This window comes from Microbacterium sp. Marseille-Q6648 (genome assembly GCF_943181415.1).
GTDB lineage: Bacteria > Actinomycetota > Actinomycetes > Actinomycetales > Microbacteriaceae > Microbacterium.
In genome coordinates, this window is the sequence record NZ_CALPBZ010000006.1 from 106,352 (window position 1) to 131,568 (window position 25,217).

21 protein-coding genes are annotated in these 25,217 nt (G+C 68.4%); 9 read left to right on the forward strand and 12 right to left on the reverse strand.

Going from position 1 to position 25,217, the window contains the following annotated elements:
- Positions 1-6: 6 nt before the first annotated feature.
- A complete protein-coding gene (locus NFR93_RS14820) occupies positions 7-1,350 on the reverse strand; it encodes a GAF domain-containing protein (protein WP_251455028.1) in 1,344 nt (447 codons plus the stop codon).
- A gap of 143 nt (positions 1,351-1,493) precedes the next feature.
- Here NFR93_RS14820 and NFR93_RS14825 point away from each other — a divergent pair, with 143 nt between their 5' ends.
- Positions 1,494-2,528, forward strand: coding sequence for an NAD(P)-dependent alcohol dehydrogenase (locus NFR93_RS14825; protein WP_251455031.1), 1,035 nt, complete (start codon positions 1,494-1,496; stop codon positions 2,526-2,528).
- 187 nt (positions 2,529-2,715) lie between these two features.
- Here the strand turns inward: NFR93_RS14825 and NFR93_RS14830 are convergent, their stop codons facing one another.
- Together NFR93_RS14830 and NFR93_RS14835 are read right to left on the reverse strand one after the other, a co-directional pair.
- Positions 2,716-4,167 carry a CCA tRNA nucleotidyltransferase gene (locus tag NFR93_RS14830; protein WP_251455033.1) on the reverse strand — a complete coding sequence of 484 codons (1,452 nt, stop codon included), beginning with the start codon at positions 4,165-4,167 and terminating at the stop codon, positions 2,716-2,718.
- 52 nt (positions 4,168-4,219) lie between these two features.
- Positions 4,220-5,743 carry a DUF7059 domain-containing protein gene (locus NFR93_RS14835; RefSeq protein WP_251455035.1) on the reverse strand — a complete coding sequence of 508 codons (1,524 nt, stop codon included), beginning with the start codon at positions 5,741-5,743 and terminating at the stop codon, positions 4,220-4,222.
- 108 nt (positions 5,744-5,851) lie between these two features.
- Between NFR93_RS14835 and NFR93_RS14840 the strand changes: the two genes are divergently transcribed.
- The 3 genes from NFR93_RS14840 to trxA all read left to right on the forward strand — a co-directional run bounded on the left by NFR93_RS14840 (position 5,852) and on the right by trxA (position 9,616).
- On the forward strand, positions 5,852-8,131 hold the full coding sequence (locus tag NFR93_RS14840) for a DUF6049 family protein (RefSeq protein ID WP_251455037.1): 2,280 nt from the start codon (positions 5,852-5,854) through the stop codon (positions 8,129-8,131).
- 82 nt (positions 8,132-8,213) lie between these two features.
- Entirely contained in the window at positions 8,214-9,200 is a 987-nt protein-coding gene (gene trxB, locus NFR93_RS14845; protein ID WP_251455039.1) for a thioredoxin-disulfide reductase, read from the forward strand.
- 92 nt (positions 9,201-9,292) lie between these two features.
- Positions 9,293-9,616 (forward strand): thioredoxin, encoded by a 324-nt coding sequence (gene trxA / locus NFR93_RS14850; RefSeq protein WP_251455042.1) that lies wholly within the window; start codon positions 9,293-9,295, stop codon positions 9,614-9,616.
- 133 nt (positions 9,617-9,749) lie between these two features.
- On the opposite strand, the gene NFR93_RS14855 is transcribed toward trxA, so the two are convergent.
- From NFR93_RS14855 to rpmH, 9 genes are all read right to left on the reverse strand, one after another.
- Positions 9,750-10,097 carry a tryptophan synthase subunit alpha gene (locus tag NFR93_RS14855; RefSeq protein ID WP_251455044.1) on the reverse strand — a complete coding sequence of 116 codons (348 nt, stop codon included), beginning with the start codon at positions 10,095-10,097 and terminating at the stop codon, positions 9,750-9,752.
- A gap of 70 nt (positions 10,098-10,167) precedes the next feature.
- Positions 10,168-11,262: a ParB/RepB/Spo0J family partition protein gene (locus tag NFR93_RS14860; RefSeq protein ID WP_251455046.1), complete on the reverse strand. Its 1,095-nt coding sequence runs from the start codon at positions 11,260-11,262 to the stop codon at positions 10,168-10,170.
- A complete protein-coding gene (locus NFR93_RS14865) occupies positions 11,262-12,257 on the reverse strand; it encodes a ParA family protein (RefSeq protein WP_502846313.1) in 996 nt (331 codons plus the stop codon). Before NFR93_RS14865 ends, NFR93_RS14860 begins: the two co-directional genes overlap by 1 nt.
- A 2,492-nt stretch (positions 12,258-14,749) precedes the next feature.
- Positions 14,750-15,373, reverse strand: a complete 624-nt coding sequence (gene rsmG / locus NFR93_RS14870) for a 16S rRNA (guanine(527)-N(7))-methyltransferase RsmG (protein ID WP_251455051.1) — start codon at positions 15,371-15,373, stop codon at positions 14,750-14,752.
- Positions 15,374-15,394: 21 nt separating this feature from the next.
- Positions 15,395-15,916, reverse strand: coding sequence for a Jag family protein (locus NFR93_RS14875; RefSeq protein ID WP_251455054.1), 522 nt, complete (start codon positions 15,914-15,916; stop codon positions 15,395-15,397).
- A gap of 31 nt (positions 15,917-15,947) precedes the next feature.
- Complete coding sequence (gene yidC, locus NFR93_RS14880; protein WP_251455057.1) at positions 15,948-17,018, reverse strand: membrane protein insertase YidC; 1,071 nt, start codon at positions 17,016-17,018, stop codon at positions 15,948-15,950.
- Positions 17,019-17,026: 8 nt separating this feature from the next.
- On the reverse strand, positions 17,027-17,383 hold the full coding sequence (gene yidD, locus NFR93_RS14885; protein WP_251455060.1) for a membrane protein insertion efficiency factor YidD: 357 nt from the start codon (positions 17,381-17,383) through the stop codon (positions 17,027-17,029).
- On the reverse strand, positions 17,380-17,715 hold the full coding sequence (rnpA, locus tag NFR93_RS14890) for a ribonuclease P protein component (RefSeq protein ID WP_251455063.1): 336 nt from the start codon (positions 17,713-17,715) through the stop codon (positions 17,380-17,382). Before rnpA ends, yidD begins: the two co-directional genes overlap by 4 nt.
- An 8-nt stretch (positions 17,716-17,723) precedes the next feature.
- Positions 17,724-17,861, reverse strand: a complete 138-nt coding sequence (gene rpmH / locus NFR93_RS14895) for a 50S ribosomal protein L34 (RefSeq protein WP_053546712.1) — start codon at positions 17,859-17,861, stop codon at positions 17,724-17,726.
- A gap of 427 nt (positions 17,862-18,288) precedes the next feature.
- On the opposite strand from rpmH, the gene dnaA reads away from it, so the two are divergent.
- The 5 genes from dnaA to gyrB all read left to right on the forward strand — a co-directional run bounded on the left by dnaA (position 18,289) and on the right by gyrB (position 25,134).
- Positions 18,289-19,635 (forward strand): chromosomal replication initiator protein DnaA, encoded by a 1,347-nt coding sequence (dnaA, locus tag NFR93_RS14900; RefSeq protein WP_502846314.1) that lies wholly within the window; start codon positions 18,289-18,291, stop codon positions 19,633-19,635.
- Positions 19,636-20,051: 416 nt separating this feature from the next.
- Positions 20,052-21,203, forward strand: coding sequence for a DNA polymerase III subunit beta (dnaN, locus tag NFR93_RS14905; RefSeq protein ID WP_251455069.1), 1,152 nt, complete (start codon positions 20,052-20,054; stop codon positions 21,201-21,203).
- A 67-nt stretch (positions 21,204-21,270) separates the two neighbouring features.
- The gene (gene recF / locus NFR93_RS14910) at positions 21,271-22,458 is read left to right on the forward strand and encodes a DNA replication/repair protein RecF (RefSeq protein WP_251455072.1); all 1,188 of its coding nucleotides are present in this window, start codon (positions 21,271-21,273) and stop codon (positions 22,456-22,458) included.
- Positions 22,451-22,975: a DciA family protein gene (locus tag NFR93_RS14915; RefSeq protein WP_251455080.1), complete on the forward strand. Its 525-nt coding sequence runs from the start codon at positions 22,451-22,453 to the stop codon at positions 22,973-22,975. Before recF ends, NFR93_RS14915 begins: the two co-directional genes overlap by 8 nt.
- 122 nt (positions 22,976-23,097) lie before the next feature.
- Positions 23,098-25,134: a DNA topoisomerase (ATP-hydrolyzing) subunit B gene (gyrB, locus tag NFR93_RS14920; protein ID WP_251455083.1), complete on the forward strand. Its 2,037-nt coding sequence runs from the start codon at positions 23,098-23,100 to the stop codon at positions 25,132-25,134.
- The last annotated feature ends 83 nt before the right edge of the window (positions 25,135-25,217 follow it).

Consider the following 25,217-nt stretch of genomic DNA (forward strand, 5'->3'; position numbering starts at 1 on the left):
GACGCGTCAGCCGGACTCGTCGGCTTCCCACCGCTCGAGCCGCGCCACGATAGCGGCGCGCCTCGGCGACCGAGGCGGGAGCATCTGCAGGCACAGCCGCCAGAGATCGGGGTCCTCGGCCGCGGCATCCGTCTCGGCATACGCCAGGAGGACCTCGACCGACGCCTCGGACATCAGCGCCTCGCGCAGGGTCGTTCGCATGGTGTCGCGCAGCTCGTCAACCCCGGGTGCGATCGAGTCGGGCAGCACGTCGCCGCGGTAGGCCGCGAGCGCGACGCGATGGGCCCCGCGGTCCAGCAGCGACAGCACCTGCTGCGCGTCGGTCTCGAGGTCGGCGGTGAGGCGGTAGGGGCGGGATGCCGGGACGAGCGCGGGCGCGGACTTCGCCAGTGCCCGGCGCAGCCGCACCATCTCGGGGCGGAGCGTGTCCGCGGCATCCGGATCGCCGTAGACGAGCTCGCCGAGCCGTTCGGCGGACAGGCCCTGGCGATGTGTGGCGAGCATGAGCAGGATCTCGGCGTGCCGGGTGGTCAGTTCAATGGTGGTGGCGGGGGATCCGTCGGCGGCGCCGGCGAGTTCGAGCAGACCCCGGTCGCGCCCGAGCACGCGCAGCGTCGCACGGTCGGTCTCGACCCGCGGTGCGTTTCGGCGCGGGCGGGAGCGGCTCTGGGCACGTTCGCGCAGCCGGGCGACCATGAGCTCCCCTTCGATCGCCCGAGCGGTGGCGTCGACGAGCAGCTGCGCCTGGGGGCTGACCGCCTCGGTGCCGCCCGTGACATCGATGACCCCGAGGATGCGGCGCGTCTCGGGATCATGGACGGGAGCCGCGGTGCACGACCAGGGCTGGACCAGCCGGTTGAAGTGTTCGGCGCCGTGGATCTGCACCGACCGGTCGAGCCGCAGGGCGGTGCCCGGAGCCGCGGTGCCCACGGCGTCTTCCGACCAGTTGGCACCCTCGACGAAGCCCATGTCCCCGGTGAGTGCGCGGATGGAGTGGTCGCCCTCGACCCACAGCAGCCGGCCGGCCGCGTCGCCGACGGCCACCACGACGCCGGACCGGCTCGCCTCGCCCGGCAGCAGCAGCCCGCGCACCATGTCGATCACGCCGGCCAGCGGGTGAGCCCGCCGGTACTCGTCGAGTTCGTCGGCCGAGAGGTCGAGCGGCGGAAGGGCCTCGGCGCCGACCAGCTGCGCGAGCGCGCGACGCCACGAATCCCGCACGAGGGGCCGGACGTCGAGCAGACGCCGGTCGGCGTCGTTGCCGGCGAGGATCTCTTCGTGCGCACGCTCGATGAGCAGACGGGAGGTCTCGGGCGACACCTCGCGTCGGGGCGACCACGGCGATGACATGCGGCTCCGATCGGCGTCGGTGGAGCGTGCGTCAAGTGTAGGGGGCGGATGCCGCAGGGTAGGCGGCCGGACGACGGGACGGAAGACCCTGTCCGCGCCGGCTGCGGAATGTGAGTCTGAGATCACCCACGAAAGGAGTCGCCATGAAGGCTGTGCAGTACCGAGAGATCGGCAAGGGACCCGAGGTCGTCGAGGTCGACGTGCCCGAACCCGGTCCGGGACAGATCCGACTCAAGGTGACCGCCGCAGGGCTCTGCCACTCCGACTGGTTCGTCATGGACCTCCCCGAGGAGCAGTACATCTACGGCCTGCCGCTCACCCTCGGCCACGAGGGCGCCGGCATCGTCGACAAGCTCGGCGAGGGCGTCGAGGGCATCGAGGTCGGCGGCTCCTACGCCGTCTACGGACCCTGGGGCTGCGGACTCTGCCACGCCTGCTCGCGCGGCGCCGAGAACTACTGCCCGCACGCGGCGGAGCTGGGCATCGCCCCTCCGGGACTCGGCGCGCCGGGAGCCATGGCCGAGTACCTGATCGTCGACGACAAGCGCCACCTCATCCCCCTAGGAGACCTCGATCCGGTCGAGACGGTGTCGCTGACGGATGCCGGACTGACGCCGTACCACGCCATCAAGAACGCGCTCCCGAAACTCGTCCCCGGATCCACCGCCGTCGTGATCGGGGTCGGCGGGCTCGGCCACGTCGGCGTGCAGATCATCCGCGCCATCAGCCAGGCGCGCGTGATCGCGCTGGACCTCAGCGACGAGAAGCTCGCCCTGGCCCGCGAAGTCGGCGCCCACGACATCGTCGTGTCGGGGCCGGATGCCGCGGAACGGGTGCGCGACCTCACGAACGGCCTCGGCGCCGACGTCGTGTTCGACTTCGTGGGCGCACAGCCCACCCTCGACACTGCTCGCGCCGTCGTCGCGGTGGACGGACACATCGAGATCGTCGGCATCGGCGGCGGACTGCTGCCGACCGGGTTCTTCTCGACGCCGTTCGGGGCCTCGGCCCGCGCACCCTACTGGGGCACGCGCTCGGAGCTGATGGAAGTGCTCGACCTCGCCCGGTCGGGTGCCGTGTCGGTGCACGTGGAACAGTTCGGCATCGACGACGCCGTCGCCGCGTACGGCAAGCTGCACGACGGAACGGTCCGCGGCCGCGCGGTGATCGTGCCGTAACCGCGTTTCGTCTCGCTTCGCTCGCTCAACGCCCGGGGGTGGCGGCCATCGTGCCGTGCCGGCATTTCGTCTCGCTTCGCTCGCTCAACGTCCGAGGGCGGCGGCCGCTCCGAAGAGGGGCGGCTTCCCGCTCAGCGCGGGTTCCGGACGTTGAGCGAGGGAGCGGAGCGACCGAGACGAAACGCGCTCAGTCCCCGGAGCTCCGGCCCGCCCACCAGGCGCGCAGCCGCTCCTCGGCGGCCTCGGGCCCGATGATGCCCTCGTCCAGCCGGATGTCGAGCAGGTACCGGTATGCCTCACCGACCTCGCGGCCGGGGCGGATGCCCAGCACCTCCTGGATGCGGTTGCCGTCCAGCTCGGGCCGCATGGCCTCGAGCTCCTCCTGCGCGGCGAGCTCGTCGATGCGGCGCTCGATGTCGTCGTAAGCCGTGCGCAACCGGGTCGCCTTGCGCTTGTTGCGCGTGGTGACGTCGGCGCGCGTGAGGATGTGCAGGCGCTCCAGGTCGCCCTCCGCATCCCGCACGTAGCGCCGCACGGCCGAATCGGTCCACGCGCCCTCGGCGTAGCCGAAGAAGCGCAGGTGCAGCTCGATCAGGTGCGACACGGCGCGGATCGTCTCGGAGTCGAAGCGCAGCGCGTTCAGCCGCTTCTTCGCCAGCCGGGCGCCCTTGATGTCGTGGTGGTGGAAGGTGACCCCACCCCCGGGTTCGAGCCGCCGCGTCGCCGGCTTGCCGATGTCGTGCAGCAGGGCCGCCAGGCGCAGGGGGACGTCGGGCGCGGCATCCGGATGCCGGGTCTGCTCGAGCGCGATCGCCTGACGCAGCACCGTGAGCGAGTGATCGTACACGTCTTTGTGGTGGTGGTGCTCGTCGACCTCGAGCCGCAGCGCGGGGATCTCGGGGAGGAACTCGTCCATGAGGCCGGTGTCGACCATGAGCCGGATGCCGCGGACCGGATCGGCCGTCTGCAGCAGTCGCACGAGCTCGCCCTGGATGCGCTCGGGGCTGACGATCGACAGTGTCTGACGCAGCCGCGCCATGGCCTCGACGGTGGCATCGTCGACGTCGAACTCGAGCTGCGACGCGAAACGCGCGGCCCGCAGCATCCGCAGGGGGTCGTCGCCGAAGCTCACGCCGGGGTCGGCGGGGGTCCGCAGCCGTCGGGCGATGAGATCCTCGACACCGCCGGTCGGGTCGACGAGCGCCTTGGCGGGCACGCGCAGCGCCATCGCGTTGACGGTGAAGTCGCGCCGCACGAGGTCGCCCTCGAGGGTGTCGCCGAACTCGACGGTCGGCTTGCGCGTGGTGCCGTCGTAGCTGTCGGCGCGGAACGTCGTGATCTCGACCTGCTCGGTGCGTCCGCCGGTCGAGCGCACGCGAGCGCCGATCGTTCCGAACGCGCGGCCGATGTCCCACTGGGCGGTCGAGATCGGCGTGACGATCCGCAGGATGTCGTCGGGGCGGGCGTCGGTGGTGAAATCGAGGTCGTGCGTCTCGCGGCCCAGCAGCGCGTCACGCACCGGTCCTCCGACGATCGCAAGATCGAAGCCGGCATCGGCGAAGGCCGCAGCGACCGTCGCGACGATCGGCGACTCGGCGAGCGCGCCGAGGCGCGCGACACCCTCGGCCATGTTGAGCATGGCTTCCAGCCTACCGAGGCGCCGCGCAGGGCTCCTGCCGATGCCGGGGCGGTCAGTCCTGCGCGAAGGTGAGGATGCCGGTCACCAGCAGGTCGCGCACGCGTGGCAGCAGCTCGCGGCGCAGCCTCGGCGCATCGGCGTCGAGCAGCTGCGCGATGGCGTCGATCAGCACGCCCAGAGCGAGGTCGCCGTCGCAGGCGCCGACGAGTGCGGCCAGACCCGGGTCGACCGACAGGGTACGTGCGAAGCCGCCGCCCTGCCGGAGTTCGATGACGGTGGGGTCGGCCTCTCCGGGCATGTGGTGCCGCGCCTCGGTCACCTCGGGCGCGACCGCCAGCACCGCCGCGGCGAGCGCCTCGTCCGACATCGCCGCCGCCCGGTCGTGTGCGGCCAGCGCAGCCGCGAGGTGCGCGCCGAGTCCGTCGGCGACGGGATGCGACAGAGCCTCGTACCGCGCGAGCGTCGGCACACCCGACACCGGTCGGCGCAGCAGCAGGTAGCCGAAGCCGATGGCGGTGACGCCGCGCTCCTCGAAATCCACGAGCCAGGCATCCAGCATCCGGGCGTGTTCGGGCGTGCCGGGTACGGTGCCTCCGTCGCGCACCCACAGCTGCGCGTACGCGAGCGGGTCGAGTGACTCGCGCTCGACGATCCACGCGTCCAGCGGCACGTCCGAGGACTCGACCCACGCACGCACCCGGTCGAGCCCGGCCCGCCCGTCGCGCGACTCCCAGTTGCCGAGCAGCTGCGCCACCCCGCCCGGCGCGAGGTGCGCCCCGACGCCGCGGACGACCGCGGCCACCAGGTCGTCGCCGTCCATGCCGCCGTCACGGTATTCGTACCTCGGCACGCCGGCCACGCGCGGGGTGATCACGAACGGCGGATTCGACACGATCCGGTCGAACACCTCGCCCGCCACCGGCTCGAACAGACTGCCCTCGCGCACGTCGATGTCGTCCACACCGTTCAGCAGGGCGTTCAGCCGCGTGAAGCGCAGCGCGCGCCGTGAGATGTCGGTGGCGATCACCTCGTCGACGTCGCGCCGCGCCCGCAGCGATTGGATGCCGCAGCCGGCGCCGAGATCCAGCGCGCGGTGCGCCGCCGTCGGCAGTTGGAGCCCCGCGAGCGTCAACGACGCCCCTCCCACTCCGAGCACATGGTCCTCGGCGATCGGCCCGCCGAGCGCGGCCTCATCGAGGTCGCTCGCGATCCACCACTGTCCGGCGCCCCGCTCGTCGGCGAACGACTGCGGCCGAAGGAGCGCGGTGGGAACGCACTCGTCGTGCTCCCGTCGCGCGAGTCCCAGGCGGACCAGGCCCGCGGTGCGCGTGCGGGGAAGGGCGCGATCGACGGATGCCGGGGGTTGCGGCATCCCCAGCATCAGGGTGCGGGCGAGAACGGCAAGTGCGTCGTCGCGATCGGCGATGGCGCGGAGGGCGGGTTCGCGGAGTCCGCGGGCGATGGCGTCGTCAGCGAGAGGCCCCCACGCGGTGCGCACCGCTTCGGAGTGGTAGCCGGCGGCGGCGAGGTCGGCGGCGAGCGCGGCGCACAGGTCGGCGTCTGGTTCGGGGAGCACGAATCCATTCAACCGCGCCGGGCCTCGGAAGGCTCAGAGGAAGCGTTCCGTAGAATCGCACCTGATCGTGCGGTCCGGTCCGGATTTCGCACAGAAGCGAACCTGGTCATGACCGTCACCCTCCCTCTTCCTCGCCGCGCCGCGCGCCGGGCTCTGGCGACGGTCGCGGTGGTGACGGCTCTCGTGCTGGCCCCCGTCGTCACTGGGCCGGCTTCCGGGGCGGAGGGCGCTGCGGTGTCCGGGTCTGTGGTGTCTGGGACTGCAGCGGGGGGCGCAGCCACTGCCGGAGCGGCGACCTTGTCCGACACGGCCACGGCGACCCCGGTTCCCGCCCCGACACCGTCGATCGCCGCGACTCCCGGCGCCACCCCGACTCCGACGCCGACACCGACCGCCGTGCTCTCCGCCGACGCCGTCGCGTTCACGCTCGCCCCCGTCGGCAACGGCATCCTCGAGGCCGGGCAGAATCTCACCGCGTCGGTGAGCCTCGCGAACGAGGCGAGCGTCGCCGTCGCCGGAACCGACGTCGCCCTGTTCCTCGGCACCCGCCCGCTGGCGAATCGCGCAGCCCTGGCATCGTGGCTGGGCGGCGAGACGAGCCGCGTGGCCACGCGCGAGGTCGCCGAGACCGTCTTCGAGCCGCTCCTGGCCGGCGAGGCCGTGGTGCGGGGGCTCACCGTCGAGGCAGACGACCCCGCGCTGCGAGGCCTCGATCCCGGCGTGTACCCGCTCGTCGCCTCGTTCACCGCCGGCGACGACGTCGTGTCGTCGACGAGCGTCATCACCGTTCCCGACCCCGAGGCCGAGACCGTCGACGTCGGCCTTGTCGTGCCCCTGACCGCCGGCGCCCTCACCGAGGGGATGCTGACCGCCGAAGAGCTCGAGACCCTCACCGCTCCCGGTGGCGCACTCACCGACCAGCTCGACGCGGTCGACGGATCGGACGCCATCCTCGCGGTCGACCCGGCGATCGCCGCGGCCGTCCGCGTCCTCGGCATCGCCGCTCCCGAGACCGCCCGCGAGTGGCTCGCCCGACTCGAGGCGCTCCCGAACCCCCGCTTCGCGCTGCAGTTCGGCGATGCCGATGTCGCGGTGCAGCTCGCGGCCGGAACCGGCACCCCCCTGCAGCCCCGCGCGCTCACCGCCTACATCGACCCCGAGAACTTCGTCGGCGTGCCCGAGCCGACGGCCCTTCCGACGCCCACCCCCACGCCGACGTCCGACCCCGAGACGCCGGCGGTTCCCGATCTGGACGCCCTCCTCGCCGTCGGCGAGGCCCGAGCCGACGTGTATTGGCCGGCGCGCGGCACGGCCCCCGACGGCGTCGTGGCCGAGCTCGGTGGTCTGGGCGACGACGAGACCGCTTCGCTCACGCTGCTGAACTCCCGTGCAACCCGTCAGGGCGCCGATGGCCGAACCGTCCCCGCTCGGGGTTCGGCGGGCGACGCCGCCGTGATCGTCTACGACGCCGACATCTCTGCCGCGCTCACCGAGGCTGCGGCGCTCGACGAGACCCTGCCGCGCGGCGCCGCCCTCACGGCCGCCACGGCCCACCTGGCGTTCGCCGCCGACGAGGCGGGCGGGCGACCTGTGGCCATCGCGCTCGACAGGTCCACCGAGAGGTCGCGTGTGGGGCTCGGCACCGCCATCACCGCGGTGACGGATGCGCCCGGCGTGCGCGCCGTCGACCTCGACACGCTCACGGACGCTGCACCCCGTCCGGTTGCGATCGCCGACAGCGACACCGACGAGGAACGCCGCGCTGCGGCATCCGCTCTCTTCGCCGCGGAAGAGGACCTCGCCCGCTTCGCGACCATCCTCGACGACTCGAGCCTGCTGACCGGCCCCGAACGGGCCGAGATCCTGCAGCTGCTGGGCACCGCGTGGCTGAGCCAGCCGTTCGCGTTCGACGTCGCCGTCGCCGAGCACCGCCTCGCCACCCGGGCGACGATCGGATCGGTCGAGCTGCTGCCCACGAGCGACATCACCCTCGCCGGCTCGACCGCCGACCTGCGGTTCTGGGTGCGCAACGACCTGCCCTATCCGGTCGAGCTGGTGCTGTACGCCTCGCCCGACGACCTGCGCCTGAATGTGCAGCGCGCGACGCCGATCATCGCGACCGCGCAGAGCAACACCCGCGTCGTGGTGCCGGTGCAGGCCCGGCTGGGCAGCGGTGACGTCGCGCTCGACCTGCAGCTGCGGAGCCCGTCGGCCATCGCCGTCGGCTCGGCCGAACGCGTGAACGTCGATGTGCGCGCCGAGTGGGAGGGCGTCGGGATCGTCGCGCTGAGCGTCATCGTCGGAGTGATGCTGGTGCTCGGCGCCATCCGCACGGTGCTGCGCGTGCGCGCGCGACGGGCACGGCGGGCTGAGGTTACGCGCGGCTGACCATCCGGCGACGCACAGGGGATGCGGAATGCCCCGCCGTTACCATGTGTTGAGCACTGGGTACCAAGCGAAAGGGGCGCACGTGCGTCAGGTCATCATCATCGGATCAGGCCCCGCGGGCTACACCGCGGCGATCTACGCGGCGCGCGCCAATCTGTCGCCGCTCGTCGTGGCCAGCTCGGTCGAAGCCGGCGGTGAGCTGATGAACACCACCGAGGTCGAGAACTTCCCCGGCTTCCCCGAGGGCATCCAGGGACCGGACCTCATGGCCAAGATGCAGGAGCAGGCCGAGAAGTTCGGCGCCGAGGTGCTCTACGACGATGTCGTCTCGCTCGACATCGACGGACCCGTCAAGAAGGTCTCACTCGGCAGCGGCGCGTCGCACGAAGCCGACGCGATCGTCTTCGCCACCGGCTCAGCGCCCCGCAAGATCGGCATCGAGGGCGAGACCCGCCTCTCCGGGCGTGGCGTGTCGTACTGCGCCACGTGCGACGGCTTCTTCTTCCGCGAGCGCGTCATCGCCGTCGTCGGTGGCGGGGATTCGGCCATGGAAGAGGCGACGTTCCTGACCAAGTTCGCGTCGAAGGTGTACGTCATCCACCGCCGCGACGAGCTGCGCGCATCCAAGATCATGCAGGAGCGGGCGTTCAAGAACGACAAGATCGAGTTCGTGTGGAACAGCGAGGTCGTCGACATCCTCGGAGAGGACGCCGTCAGCGGTCTCGTGCTCGAGAACACCGTCGACGGCACGCGTCGCGAGCTGGCCCTCGACGGTGTCTTCGTCGCGATCGGCTACGACCCGCGCACCCACCTCGTGCACGGCAAGCTCGACCTGACCCCCGAGGGCACCATCGCCGTCGAAGGACGCTCCTCGCGCACCTCGGTGCCCGGTGTCTTCGCCGCCGGCGACGTCATCGACCCCACGTACCGTCAGGCCGTCACCGCGGCCGGCAGCGGCACCGTTGCGGCACTCGACCTCGAGCACTACCTCGCCGGACTCGGCGAGGCGGGCGAGCCGGCACCCCACGCCGACCCCATCGAAGGCCTCCCCGAGGTCACCACCGTCTGACCCGGCATCCGGGCCCGCCGAGGGTCGCGGAACAATCGGGCTCGGCGGTGCGTTCCATCCACCGAGAATCGTTCCTCACGAAGGAGTAACCCATGACCGCCAAGGCAACGTCTTCCTCCACTTGGGACCAGGACGTCCTGAACGCCGACGGGCCCGTGCTCGTCGACTTCTGGGCAGCGTGGTGCGGTCCGTGCCGCATGGTCGCGCCCGTCCTCGACGAGATCCAGAAGGAGCACCCTGACAAGATCACGGTGCTCAAGCTCAACGTCGACGAGAACCCCGACCTCGCGATGAAGTACCAGATCACGTCGATCCCGGCGATGAAGGTCTTCAACAAGGGCCAGGTCGAGACGACCATCATCGGCGCCAAGCCGAAGTTCGCTCTCGAGCAGGACCTCGCCGCCTACATCGGCTGATCAGACATCTTCGAGCCCCGGTGGCTGCCCGTGAGGGCGGTCGCCGGGGCTTCGTCGTGCGGGCCCCCGGTTGCGTGGGGCATCGGTCGTGCGTGGGTTCGGTCGTGCGTGGGTTCGGGCGTGCGGGCCGGGGTCAGGGAACGTCCGCGCGGACCGTCGCGTCCCATCGGCGATGCGTGTTGGCGTCCCCCAGCAGGCGCCAGACCGCCGGGGTCAGCGCCGGGTAATCCAGGGCGATCTGCCTGAGCACCCGGTAGTGCCGGGACGCACCCGGGCGGACCCCGCCGTTCGCGGCGATGTTCTCTGCCCGCAGCATGAAGACGACGAGTTCGTCGACGCTGGGCAGGTCCTCCATGAAGTCCCACGGATCCTCGCCGCCCCGGAGCCGTTCGGCGATGAGCGCCGAAAGCTCGTCACCCGCCTCCGCACGCAGGAGCTCGAGACTCGCGCGTCGCGCGGGGGTCTGGTCCGAATTCGCCACCAATCCAGGGTACGACGGGTCGTCGCGATGAGGCGCGACGACTGTTCGCCTGTGGAGGATCCGGGCGGGGTCAGGCGGAGCCGTACCCTGATTCGCCGATCTCCTCGAGGATCCGGTTGAGATCCTGGATGCTCGCGAATTCGATGCTGACCTGGCCTTTTCGTGCACCCAATGCGACTCGCACCCGCGTGTTGAGGCGGTCACCGAGCCTGTCGGCCACCTCGTTCAGGTAAGCGCGGCGAGCCCCGGCCTGCGGTTTCGGGGAGCGCTGCGTCCCGGCATCCGACATCTTGGCGGCCGCCTCGGCCGCTCGCACCGAAAGGTCTTCGTTGACGATCTTGTCGGCCAGGCGCTGCATGTCCTCGGCCTCGGTCAACGACAAGATGGCGCGCGCGTGACCCGCGCTCAGCACACCGGCGGCGACGCGCTGCTGCACCGGCACGGGGAGCTTCAGCAGGCGGATGGTGTTGCTGATCTGCGGCCGGGATCGTCCGATGCGCGTCGCCAGCTCCTCCTGCGTGATGCCGAAGTCCTCGAGCAGCTGCTGGTAGGCGGACGCCTCTTCGAGCGGGTTCAGCTCGGAGCGGTGGAGATTCTCGAGCAGTGCATCGCGCAGCAGGTGCTCGTCGGCAGTCTCGCGGATGATCGCCGGTATCGACGTCAGGCCCGCTTCGCGGGCGGCTCGCGTGCGACGCTCCCCCATGATGAGCTCGTACTCGCCGTCGTCGTTCGCGCGGACGACCACAGGCTGCAGGACGCCGAACTCGCGAACACTGTGGATGAGCTCGGCGAGGTCGTCCTGGTCGAAGTGGGTTCGCGGCTGACGGGGGTTGGGGACGATCGCGTGCGGGTCGATGTGCTCGAGCCGGGCTCCCGGGACAGCCAGCAGTTCGGTCTCGGTTGCGTCCTCTTCCACCGAAGTCTCCGCTGACCCGGGGTTATCGTCCTGGTCCTTCGATGTCGAACCGTCCGCAGCACTGTCGTCAGCGGCCTTCTGGTCGGCGGCCGAGTCGTCGGCGGCGGTCGCCGTCGTCGAGACCCCGTCGCCGGCGCGGTCCGTCTCGGTCGAACGGGGGAAGAAGACATCGGCCGGACGGGATTCCGTCGGCTCGCTCGTGGGGATGAGCGCCCCGATTCCCCGGCCCAGGCCTGTGCGCTTGGCCATCAGGACTCCTCTGTGGTGGTGGTGTGCGCGTGGTCGCGCTGGATGATCTCTACTGCTGCTTCTTTGTATGCGATCGCACCGGCTGACTGCCCGTCGTATGCGATGACGGTCTGCCCGAAGCTCGGCGCCTCCGACACCCGGACCGAGCGCGGGATGACGGTGCGCAGGACTTCCTTCGGAAAGTGCTGGCGCACTTCGTCGGCCACCTGCTGGGCGAGTCGGGTGCGCCCGTCGTACATGGTGAGCATGATCGTCGACAGACGCAGGCCCGGGTTGAGGTGCTTCTGGATCATGCGCACTGTTCCGAGCAACTGGCTGAGCCCCTCGAGCGCGTAGTACTCGCACTGGATAGGGATGAGCAGCTCGTCGGCAGCGGTGAAGGCGTTGATCGTGAGCAGGCCCAGGGACGGAGGGCAATCGATGATCACGAAGTCCACGTGCTCGGCATCTTCCCGCCCCACCCAGTCCTCGAGCGCGGTGCGCAGGCGATGTTCGCGAGCCACCTGCGAAACCAGCTCGATCTCAGCGCCCGCGAGGTGGATGGTGCTCGGTGCACACAGCAGATTCGGCGACTCGGGGCTGGTCTGGATGACCTCAGCCAGAGGGAACTCGTCGATGAGCACGTCGTAGACGCTCGGCGTCTCCGCCGTATGGGGCACCCCGAGCGCCGTCGAGGCATTTCCCTGCGGATCCAGGTCGATGACGAGAACCCGAGCACCCACGGCGACCAGCGCCGCGGCCAGATTGACCGCACTCGTGGTCTTTCCGACGCCGCCCTTCTGGTTCGACACCGTCAGGATGCGGGTGCGGCCGGTGAGTTCGACGTCCACCTTGTCGAGCGCGCGGCGTCGGGCGGAAAGGTCGGCCAGTTCGCGGGCAAGAGGTGTGTCTTCGAACGAGAATGCGCCGCCGGAGCCGGTCTCGTCGGATTGTTTCACGTGAAACGCTCTCCCTTTGCCGGCGAACAACAACGTCCTCCACTCTAGTCGCCGCATTCGACTCCCCCTTCCCGCCTCGCCCACTGCGCAGGGCATGTTCGCGCCGGACTCTCGCGTCCCGCGACGGCGGGCGCCCCAGCAGGTGACACGCGTTTGTCGATCTGCGCGAGGAGCGTGGGCCCGAGCTGGCGACCCGTCCTTCGCCGTTGTTCGCGAGCGGATGCAGCGGCGCGGTAAAGCACGATGTTTCACGTGAAACTGCGGAGGCAGCTTCCCGCGAACCGGCGACGCGTTATGTGGGGCTGTTCTAAACAGAGAGGACCCTCACGACCACACGAATGTTCGCGTGAAACGACAGACCTAGTGCTGTGTCCCAGGGGTCTCGGGCGAAACCGCGGGTGTTTCACGTGAAACGGCGCGGGGATCGGCGGTTCGGCGGTCGTGCGAACGTGCACCTCTTGCTCTAGCCAGCGTGCCGGGTACGCTCGCGGAGTTCAGTCCGTTCACGCCAGGATTCTCGCGCTGCCTCAAGCGTGCCGTCGGGGGGGTCCTCGCTGACCGTCGACATGGAGCTGGATTGCGGCATGGCCTCGTAGGGCTACCCGAGACCCGCCGCGCGTGCTCCTGGTTTGGTATCTCGCACTGAGAGTCCGTTCAAGGCGTCGAACTTCCCAATGGAGAGCACGCTTCATTGCGGGACCGAACCCCGCGTATCGGGCATCTGCGCCATGGTGGCGCACCGGTGCCAGCGTTCAAGGGCCCTCTACCCACCACGCGCGGAGACCGGTCTTCCGGCTGGAAGATGTACATGCGCCCATGAGGCATGCGTGTGCCGTTCATGACGCGCCACGAAGTAGGCACAGCCGTGCGGCCGTGCCAGCAACCGACGTCGTCGTACGGAGGAGCTTCGGTTACGCACGCGACCGCCATGTTGCCGGCCGCGACGCGGGGAGGCCAAGCACATAAGCAACAGTCCGCGGGCTGAGTTCGGCTGGTACGATCCGTTTCACGTGAAACATCCGCGCCCGCCGGTCTGTGGTGCGGCCTGCCTCTTCGAGCTGCACGCGCCAGAAGCCGCTGTGTTCGTGGCACAGCGCTTCCTGAAGCACTGCTCATGGTCCACGACTTACGTCGCAGCCACGGCCTCCGTTTCACGTGAAACATCCACGCCATGCGCGAGCGACCACGTCAGCACTTGCCCTGCCCGACACGCTAGGAGCGCGCACGTCCACAAGACAGTGGCCCTCTGAACACCGCAAGAGCCCATCAAACTTGCGTCTGAGGCTCCCGCGATCCGGTTTCACGTGAAACATTCGTGCTGTCGCAAGCAGTAGGCCTTCCGGACGACCGCACCCGCCGGAGCGGGTCGCGTCCCACACGCTGCATGCAGCACCGTTATGCACCGTTGGTTCCTTCACGCACGCGCAACGGCCGGTCTCACGTCAGGCGTACCCGACAGCGCGCGGAGATGGCCGTACGTGGGCCGCGCACGTCGGCGCAATAATCACGTCGGTCGGCGCGGTGCGCCAAGAGAGGCCTGCACCCACTCGGCTCTAAGGAGCAACCAGCGCTCTGTTTCACGTGAAACACCAGGTACACAGGGGATCGGATATCAAGCATCCCAGCCCGCTAAACGTCGCAGGTGGCGTACGAGTAGCCACCGAAATGCGTCTTTTGCCCGCCTGACGACTAGGGCGCGAACAGCGCTCACGTTTTAGAGCTGGGAACACGCGCCCTGGTGGCCACCCCTGGGAGGACGAACATGGTGGTCCTCCCGTACCGACCCCAATGTCGGGTCCGCAGATGCACCTGTCGTACACAATGCGCGGTGTTTCACGTGAAACGCCATTTTAAGGGATCAACTGACCTGCCTGCCGCGCGCCGTTATCGCGTGATCCACCCCAGCGATAGCGTCCGCGGCGCTGCAAGATTCCGAGCGTGGGCCGACACCATCCGTCAGCGGTGCCAACGCTTCCGCACCACTGAGCCACGGCAGTTCCGAGACGGACGTTTGACACTCTCACGCTGGCGGGAACTCGAGGCAGAGAACTCATCGTGGCGACAGACCCGACGCTCGAGGCGGGGCTACTCGAGCGATGACCAAACCTGTCTGGCTGCCACGCGCAGCCCGAAGGATCCCGGAGGCCGACGCGATATGGCCATCACCCCCACGCGTAAACCCCGTGAGCACCCGAGTCCGTCGCGCGGGCATGGCTATGTCATCAGCGACAACCATGACAGGACTTACGCGCAGAGACTCCACGCGTACTGTACGGTGCACGCGGTCCTGCCGGTCATCACAATAGGCGTGGAGCGTTGTTTCACGTGAAACGTCCTAACAGACGCTCACCGCATCCGCCCTCGTGCGTCGCCGTCAGCTTGATCGCACACACGGGACGCTGGCGGCGGCGCTCACCAGAGGCCCATCTGTCCAGGAAACGCACTGAAGCGCTTCGTTTCACGTGAAACACAGCGGCGAGCTCCATCGGAAGCCCACCGGTGCAGCGACGTAACCTTCGCGCGCCAGCGGTACTCGATCACCGCGCCAATCAGCGCACGGTCGCCCGGAGGATCCTGGTCGGCTCGTCGAGGACACCCTCACCGAGTACCTCGACACGTGCGTTGCTGATCTTGAACTTGCGGAGTTGCTTCTCAGCCGCTTCGATCTCGTTCGACACCGAAGCCCCCTTGAGCAGAATGAGCTCACCGCCGTCACGCACCAGGGGAGCGGTGATCGGCACCAGGGTGCGCAAGGCGCTCACCGCGCGTGCGGTCACAGCATCCAGTACCGGACCTCGCCGCCAGTCCTCCGCGCGTGCGCGCAGTACCTCCACGTTGTCGAGACCGAGCTCAGCGACCTGCTCGTTCAGCCAGGTGACCCGACGCTCCATGGGCTCGATCAGGACCCACTGAACGTCAGGCCGAGCAATCGCGAGCACGAGCCCCGGCAGCCCCGCACCTGACCCGACGTCCCCCACCACGCCGGAGAAGAGGGGCGCGGCGATCGCGCTGTTCAGGATGTGCCGGCTCCACAGGCGCGGCGGCTCGAGCGGGCCGATGAGACCGCGCTCCTCACCCTGCGCCCCCAATGTCGCGGTGAATCGACGCGCGAGGTCGATCCTGTCGCCGAAGATGGATGCCGCTACGGCCGGTTCCTGCTCGAGTTCGGTCATCGATGTTTCACGTGAAACGGTTCAGCCGCGGCGCACGACGGTGTGACGTGCCGCACCTTCACCGTACGACTCGGAAATGAAGCCCCGCTCGCTCACGATGTCGTGCACCAGCTTGCGCTCATAGCTCGACATAGCCGGCAGCGAGGCCTGCGAAGCACCCTCGTCCAGCTTCACGATCGCACGGTCCACCAGGTCGGCAAGCTCCTGCTGCCGGGCATCCCGCGAACCACCGATGTCGAGGATCAACCGCGAGAAGCGGCCTGTCTTGTTCTGCACCGCGATGCGCGTGATCTCCTGCAGAGCCTGCACGGTGTCGGGATCTGCGATGTGAGCGACCGCGGCCGCGTCGTCGGCTTCGACGGACACGTACGCGCGACCGGCGCGTACGTCGAGCGCCAGGTCACCGTCGATGTCTGCGATGTCGAGCAGTCCCTCGATGAAGTCCGCGGCGATGTCGCCTTCTTCTTCGAGCTGCTCCACCGTCGCCGGAGTGCGGTCGTGGCGGGCCGAGTCGTCGGAGGCGTACTCAGGGGTAGCGGTCATTGAGGTTCCAAACCGGGTCAAGTGACGGAAATCAGGATGCCGAGCCGGGCGAGCCCTCGGCGGCGTCGGCCGGCCGCGGCGTGGACCCGGGCTTCTTCTGCGCCTGCTTCTTGGCGCGCTGCTTGCTCACCGGCTGCTGGCGCTTCGGAGCGGCGAGGCGTGCCTTCTCGGCCTCTTCGAACAGTCGCTGCTGCTCGGCCACGTACTTGTCCATGGGGACGACCTTGCCCTGCGCGTCGATCGCCTTGCCCTTGCGAGCGAGGCGCTCCTCGCGCGCCTTCGCCGCATCCGACCCGGGAGTGGGCATCTCGCGGATGACGAGGAACTGCTGGCCCATGGTCCACAGGTTCGACACGAACCAGTAGATGACGACACCGAGCGGGAAGAAGACACCCGAGAAGACGAACGCGAAAGGCAGGATGTACAGCATGATCTTCTGCATCTGGTACGCCTGGCCGGTCTTGGCCTCGGGGGACAGGTTCTTGGAGATGATCTGCAGCTGCGTAAAGAACTGCGACGCGATCATGAGCACGACGAGGATGAGCAGGATGACGATCGCAACGGTGTTGTTGCTCTCGATCGCATTGATCAGGGTCTCGTGGAGCGAGGCGACACCGAACAGTTTGGCGTCGTAGAACTGCTGGGTGAGTTCATTGTTGAGAAGCCCCACACCACTGAAGTTCGGATCGGCGCCGATCTTCTGTACGTCGTTCAGCACGCTGAAGAGCGCGAAGAAGATAGGCATCTGCACGAGCAGCGGTAGGCAGCTCGAGACCGGCGTGGTGCCGTGCTTCTTGTACAGCGCCATGGTCTCGCGACTCATCGCCTCGCGCGACAGCTGGTCGCGCTTGCCCTTGTACTTCTCCTGAACTTTTCGCAGTTCAGGGGCGATTTCCATCATCTTTCGCTGGCTCTTGATCTGCCGCACGAACAGCGGGATCAGCGCCGCGCGCACCACGATCACCAGACCGACGATGGCGAAGACCCAGGTGAACCCGTCAGCCGGCGGAAGGCCGACGGCCGTGAAGAACCAGTGCCACGCGACGAGCACGGCCTCGACCGCCCATTTGAGCGGCCAGAGGATGATGCCGATGAGATCCATGGGGTGGATCAGTCCTTTCCGGTGGTACCCGGCACGACGAACCCGTGACGGGTGAGTTCATGGCGGAAGCGAGGGTGGAGCGGAACATCGTCGACGCCGCCCTTCGCCCAGGGGTGGCAGCGAGCAAGCCGGGCCGCGGTCAGCACCACGCCCTTCGCGAGACCGTGCTGCTGCACCGCGCCGACGGCGTAGGCGGAGCACGACGGATAGTACTTGCAGACGTCGCCGTAGGTGTGCGAGATGGTGGCGCGGTAACCGTGCAGGAGCGCGAGCCCGGCGTTCCTCGGCATGAGCGGCAGCGCGCGGACGACATCCGCCGGCTCGAGGTGTCCCTCACCGAAGGCGTACGCGGGGAGCACGCTCATGCGGCCCTCCGGGCAAGACAGCGAACGACCTCGTCGCGCAGATCACCGAAAGAAGCGGATGCCGCGCTCGGCAGTGCGCGGATGACGACGTCGCTGCCGGGCCGAACTCCCGGAAGCGACTGTGCACAGACGGCTTTGAGCCGCCGGCGCACGGTGTTGCGTACGACGGCGGATCCGACCTGACGGCTCACGATGAATCCGAAACGCGACGTCGTCCCCTCATCCGAGGAGACGACGTAGGTCACCGTGTGTGCGCCCGCGCAACGACGACCCCGGCGGACGACGGCCTTGTAATCCGATCCGCGGGTGATTCGGTTCGGCCTCGCGAGCACCGCTCGGCTCAGGCCGAGAGCTCGGTGCGACCCTTGGAACGGCGGGCCGCCAGGATCGAACGGCCGGCGCGGGTGCGCATGCGGGCACGGAAGCCGTGCTTCTTGGCGCGACGGCGGTTGTTGGGCTGGAAAGTGCGCTTGCTCATTAGGGATCACTTCCGGATCAGGTGTCACCGGGACGCTCAGACCGGGGACGACGTACACAGGGGACTGCCACGAGGGCATAAGTCAACCGATTAAGGCTACGTCGAGTCGGCCGATAACTCAAACCGAGAACGGCCCGCGGCATTATCCGCATCCCGAGCATTGGCCCTGGCAATGACACGCGGGGCGGTTCTACAGTGGAGTTTGCTCCGGACAGGCCCGCTGACTAGCGTTGCTCCGGCAGTTATCCACAGGTCGCGTGAACACTCCGCCTCGCCTGTGACGCACACATTCACCGGGGGGCCCATGTCATCGCACGAGATTCCAGATGTACCCGTCTGGACGGCCGTGCTGCGCGAGCTCGACGGCGATGACCGCATCAGCCCGCAGTTGCAGGGATTCCTCAATCTCGCCGTCCCGCAAGGGGTCATGGGCGGAACCCTCTACCTCGACGTGCCCAACGACCTCACGGCCGCGCAGTTCACCAAGCGCATGCGGAACTCCATCATGGAGGCCCTGTCGCAGGTCGAGGACCAGGTCGCAGAACCCGCGAGCACGTTCCGCGTGGTCGTGAATCCCGAGCTCGTCGACGCGCAGCTGCATCCGGCATCCACAACGTCATCCACAGCTTCATCCACAGTCGACGCCTCGCCCGCGGCGGCCTCGGTTCCCTCGATCGGCCAGACGATCGGCCGCGTCGGCCTCGACGACGCCCCGGATGCCGCTCCCTCCGGTTCACGCAGCGATACGCGCCTGAATCCCAAGTACACCTTCGACAACTTCGTCATCGGCCAGTCCAACCGCTTCGCCCACGCCGCTGCGGTGGCCGTCGCCGAAGCGCCGGCCAAGGCGTATAACCCGCTGTTCATCTACGGCGACTCCGGCCTCGGCAAGACACACCTCCTGCACGCCATCGGCGATTACGCGATGAGTCTCTACTCCGGCATCCGCGTGAGGTACGTCTCGAGCGAGGAGTTCACGAACGACTTCATCAACTCGATCGCCAACAACCGCGGCTCGGCGTTCCAGGCCCGGTATCGCGACGTGGACATCCTCCTGATCGACGACATCCAGTTCCTGCAGGGGCGCGCCGAGACGCAGGAGGCGTTCTTCCACACCTTCAACACGCTCCACGATCATGACAAGCAGGTCGTGATCACCAGCGATGTCCCCCCGAAGCACCTCACCGGCTTCGAAGACCGCATGCGCAGCCGGTTCGAATGGGGCCTCATCACCGATGTGCAGGCGCCGGACCTCGAGACGCGCATCGCGATCCTGCGCAAGAAGGCGCAGAGCGAGCGCCTCCACATCCCCGACGAGGTGCTCGAATACATCGCCACCGTGGTCTCGTCGAACATCCGCGAGCTCGAGGGCGCGCTCATCCGCGTGTCGGCCTTCGCGAGCCTCAACCGCTCCACGCTGGACATGTCGCTGGCTCAGACCGTCCTGCGCGACATCGTCGACCAGGACGACGCCAACGTGATCTCACCGACCGACATCATCAGCGCGACCGCGCAGTACTTCAAACTCACCGTCGACGACCTCTACGGCTCGAGCCGTTCGCAATCCGTCGCCACCGCGCGGCAGATCGCCATGTACCTGTGCCGCGAACGCACGAGCCTTTCGCTGCCCAAGATCGGGCAGCTCTTCGGCAACCGCGACCACACCACGGTGATGTACGCCTACAAGAAGATCAGCGACCTCATGAAAGAGCGCCGCTCGATCTACAACCAGGTCTCCGAGATCACCACGCAGCTCGGCCGCAACGGGCGCTGACGACGCGCCGGCATTCCGGAACCGGCACTTGACAGTCCTCGTCGCCGAGGCCATCATGCGCGGTTCTACACAGTGTGGAAAACCTGTGGATAACTTGCCGCGCATGCGGACAAGATGTGAGCGGCCGGCGGACAACCTGTGGACGAGCCGGGGACGGACGCCGATCGCGTCGACGTCCTCCCCGGGTGAATCCGCAGCCGTTCCACAACTCACAACTTTGTAGTTCCCGTGTCCGCGCTGGGATCCACCGACTTATCCACAGTTTCCACACCTGTTAACAAGATGACAGAGAGAAACATGAAGAGAGAGATCCGATCACCTTGACTGCGGTGGAGGACTTCGGATGCCGCGGCTCTGGCGTCGCGGGTTCGTACCACTAGCATGAGAGGGCCCAACCCGCTGCCGAGGGAGCATCTGTGAAGTTCCACGTCAATCGCGATGTGTTCAGCGAAGCCGTGTCGTTCGTCGTCAAGCTGCTGCCTCAGCGCAATCCGCAGCCGATCCTGGCCGGCGTCCTGATCGAGGCTTCGCAGGTCGGTCTGTCGCTGGCCGCCTTCGACTACGAAGCATCGGCGCGTACGACCATCGAGGCGACGGTCGACGAGCCCGGCACGATCCTCGTCCATGGGCGACTGCTCTCCGACATCGCGAGCCGGCTTCCCAACGCGCCGATCCAGATCGAGGTGGATGCCGACGGCGGCATCCTGCTCTCCTGCGGTTCCGCACGCTTCACACTCGCGTCGATGCCGGTGCAGGAGTATCCCGCGATCCCCGAGGTCAGCGGCGGTTCGGGCGTTGTTCCCGCAGAGGATTTCGCCACGGCCATCGCGCAGGTCGCCTTCGCAGCTTCGCGGGACGACGTGACCCCGGTCCTGACCGGCGTGCAGCTCGAAGCATCCGGAACCCAGCTCAGCCTGGTCGCGACCGACCGTTACCGCGTCGCGCTCCGCGAGATCCCGTGGGACGGCGGCGCGGATGCGCAGGATGAGCCGACGACCGCTCTCGTGCCGGCGCGGACGCTGACCGAGGTGGGCAAGACCTTCGCCCACTCCGGTGACATCTCGATCGCCTTCTCGGGTTCGGGTGACCGCGAGATCATCGCCTTCACCGCCGGCAACAAGACCGTGACGTCGCTGCTCATCAAGGGCAACTTCCCGCCGGTGCGGCGGCTCTTCCCCGAGCAGAACGAGCACCACGCGGTGGTCAACACGGCAGAGCTCGCCGAGGCGGTGCGTCGTGTGTCGCTGGTTCTCGACCGTTCGGCACCTCTGCGCTTCACGTTCACGACCGACAGCGTCTCGATGGACGCCTCGGGCACCGAGCAGGCGCGGGCGACCGAGTCCGTCGACGCTCACCTGGTCGGCGACGACGTCACCCTCGGTCTGAACCCGCAGTACCTGCTCGAGTCGCTGGGTGCGGTCAAGAGCGAGTTCGCCCGCATCACCTTCACCTCGAGCGACAACGCGAACAAGCTGAGCCCGGTGCTCATCACGCCGCAGACGTCGGTGGACACCTCCGGCGAGCAGTCGTTCAAGTACCTGTTGCAGCCCAACCTGCTGCTGCGGTGACCGGGCGCTGCGGCCCCCGCCCGAGCCCGGGCGGCACAAGGTCGCAGCCGCCACGTAAGGTGTTCCGGTGATCGTGGAGCAGCTCAGCCTCGTCGACTTCCGCAACTACGCGGTGGCCGATGTCGCGCTCCACCCCGGGCCCAACATCTTCGTCGGAAGCAACGGCCAGGGAAAGACCAATCTGGCCGAGGCGATCGCCTACTTCGCGACTCTGGGTTCGCACCGGGTCACCAATGACGCCCCGATGGTGCGAGACGGTGCGGATGCCGCGATCATCCGTGCCCGACTCGCACACGGCGAGCGACGGGTGCTCCTCGAGATGCAGCTCAACCGGCAGGGTGCGAACAAGGCGCGGGTCAACGGCGCGCCGGTGAAGCCCGCGGAGCTTCCGCGCTATGCGCAGGTGGTGCTCTTCGCACCGGAGGACCTGCAGATCGTCCGCGGGGACCCGTCCGCCCGTCGCCGGTTCATCGACCAGCTGCTGATCCAGCGCGCACCGCGCCTGGCCGGCGTCCTCGCCGACTACGACCGGGTGCTCAAACAGCGCACCGCGCTGCTGAAGTCCGCGCGGGCGCGTGGGCTCCGCGGCGACGCGCTGCCCACGCTCGACGTGTGGGACGACAAGCTCATCGCCCTCGGCACCGAGGTGATCCGCGCCCGCCTGTCGCTGACCGCCGAGCTCGCCGACCCGGTCTCGCACGCGTACACCGCGATCGCCGGGGCCGATCACCGGCCCGAGCTGGACTGGTCACTGTCAGTCGCCGGTGCCGGAGACCCCGGCGACCCGCTCGACGCAGCCGACGAAACGTCCGGTCCGGCATCCTCGCCCCTGGACCCTGCGCGCATCGAGGAGCTCTTCCGGCGCGCGCTCGCCGACCGCCGGGCCGCGGAGTTCGATCGCGGCATCACCCTGGTCGGCCCCCATCGCGACGACCTGCGGCTCTCGGTGCGCGGACTGCCCGTCAAGGGATACGCCTCGCACGGCGAGTCGTGGTCGGTCGCGCTCTCCCTCCGCCTGGCCTCGGCGGAGCTGCTGCGCGCCGAGTCGCGGCTCGGTGACCCCGTGCTCATCCTCGACGACGTGTTCGCCGAACTGGATGCCGATCGTCGCCTGCGGCTGTCGCAGCTGGTCGCCGGATTCGAACAGGTCATCGTGACCGCGGCCGTCGAGGCGGACGTGCCCGACCCGCTGCGTGCCCGGATGGTGCGTGTCGAGGCCGGCACGATCCAGGGTGGTGGAGTCGGCGATGAGTGACGGCGTCGAGCCTCCGGTGCTTCCGGCATCCGTCCCCGATCGCATTCCCGAGACGGTCGCGACGTACCTCCGCCTGCGCGGACTCGATCCCTCACCGCGCGCGTACCGCAAGCGCCGGCGCCGCAGGGGGGAAGACGACGAGAACCAGCCGTTCACGCCGGGCCGCGACCCGCACGGGATCGGCGACGTGCTCTCGGCCCTCACGCGCGAGTCCGGCTGGGAACCGCAGCTCGCGAGGGAGGACGTCGTCCGGGCGTGGGACGAGGTTGCCGGTGCCGACACCGCCAAGCGCACCCGCCCGGTCGCTTTCGCCGACGGTGTGCTCACGGTTCAGGCGGACTCGACGGCATGGGCCAAGCAGCTCCAGCTCATGCGCGCGCAGATCCTCTCCGAGATCGTCCGCCGGTACCCCGAGGCCGGGGTGGACTCGATCAGATTCCTGGGCCCGGACGTCCCCTCTTGGAAATGGGGTCCCAGAACGATTCCAGGCAGGGGCCCGCGCGATACCTACGGGTGACGTACGTCCGGGATCGTTCCGGCGGATTTCCTCGCTCCAGAGGGCCTCAGAGCGTGGATTAGCGGGTCCCGCTTGTTAGACTGTGGGGGAATCCCTCTCGAAGATGTGGAGCGCCTGATCGTATGACGTCCGTTAACCCCGACAGCGTTCCCGAGGAACCCGAAACGCCTCCCACCGAGAAGGCTCCCAACGCATACGGGGCAGACGAGATCCAGGTGCTCGAGGGTCTCGAGGCCGTCCGCAAGCGCCCGGGCATGTACATCGGTTCGACCGGTGAGCGCGGGCTGCACCACCTCGTGTACGAGATCGTCGACAATTCCGTCGACGAGGCCCTCGCGGGCTACTGCGACGCGATCCAGGTGACGATCCTCGCCGACGGCGCAGTCCGCGTGGTCGACAACGGCCGCGGCATCCCCGTCGACATGCACCGCACCGAGGGCAAGTCGACCGTCGAGGTCGTCCTCACCGTCCTCCATGCCGGCGGCAAGTTCGGCGGCGGCGGATACGCGGTCTCGGGCGGTCTCCACGGCGTCGGATCCTCCGTCGTGAACGCGCTGTCGAGCCGGCTCGACGTCGAGGTCCGCCGACAGGGTCACGTGTGGCGGCAGTCGTACCGCGACGGCGGAGTGCCCCAGGCACCGCTGGCCCAGGGCGAAGAGAGCAGCGAGACCGGCACGACGATCACGTTCTGGCCGGATGAGTCCATCTTCGACACGGTCGACTTCGACTACGACACGCTGCGCACGCGCTTCCAGCAGATGGCGTTCCTGAACAAGGGTCTGCGCATCGACCTGCGCGACGAACGGGCCGAAGAGGTCGTCGACGATGTGGATGCCGTCGACGCCGAGCCGCAGGCGCGGCACGACAGCTTCCTGTACGAGCGGGGCCTCGTCGACTATGTCGAGTACCTCAACCGCGTGCGCCACGCCGACGTCGTGAACGACGAGATCATCGAAGTGGAGTCCGAGGACACGGACCGTCGCATCGCCATGGAGATGGCCATGCAGTGGACGACCAACTACACCGAGAACGTCTTCACCTTCGCCAACACCATCAACACCCACGAGGGCGGCACGCACGAAGAGGGTTTCCGTGCGGCACTCACCGCGCTGGTGAACCGGTACGCGCGGGCGAACAACATCCTCAAGGAGAAGGAAGAGAACCTCACCGGCGAAGACATCCGCGAGGGTCTCACCGCGGTCATCTCGGTGAAGCTGTCCGAGCCGCAGTTCGAGGGGCAGACCAAGACCAAGCTCGGCAACACCGAGGCCAAGGCGTTCGTGCAGAAGGTCGTGGGCGATCAGCTGGGCGACTGGTTCGACCGCAACCCCGCCCAGGCGAAGAACGTGATCCGCAAGGCGATCGATGCCGCGACCGCGCGCCTGGCCGCGCGCAAGGCCCGCGAGACGGCCCGCCGCAAGAGCGTCTTCGAGTCGGCGGCGATGCCCGACAAGCTCAAGGACTGCACGAGCAAGGACCCGTCGATCAGCGAGATCTTCCTCGTCGAGGGAGACTCGGCCGGTGGCTCGGCCGTCCAGGGCCGCGATCCGCACACGCAGGCGATCCTGGCCCTGCGCGGAAAGATCCTCAACGTCGAGCGCGCCAGGCTCGACAAGGCCCTCGCCAACAAAGAGGTCCAGGCGATGATCCAGGCCTTCGGCACGGGCATCGGCGAGGACTTCGACATCGACAAGGCGCGGTATCACAAGATCGTGCTGATGGCCGATGCCGACGTCGACGGCCAGCACATCACGACCCTGCTCCTGACGCTGCTCTTCCGCTACATGCGCGGCCTCATCGAAGCCGGATTCGTGTACCTCGCCCAGCCGCCGCTGTATCGCATCAAGTGGTCCAACGCCGCGCACGAGTACGCCTACAGCGACCGTGAGCGCGACGCGCTGATCGTCGAGGGTCAGGCCCAGGGCCGCCGAATCCCCAAGGACAACGCGATCCAGCGCTACAAGGGTCTCGGTGAGATGAACGACCACGAGCTGTGGGAGACGACCATGAATCCGCAGTCGCGGACTCTGCGTCAGGTGACGATCGACGATGCGGCCGCCGCCGACGAGATCTTCACCATCCTCATGGGTGAGGACGTCGAGTCCCGCCGCGGCTTCATTCAGCGCAACGCCAAGGACGTTCGCTTCCTCGACATCTGATGCTTCGTCTCGGCGGCGATGCCGCCTCGCTCAGCAACCGGTCCCTGAGCGGGAGAATCGAGACGAAGGGCCGACAGAAAGTC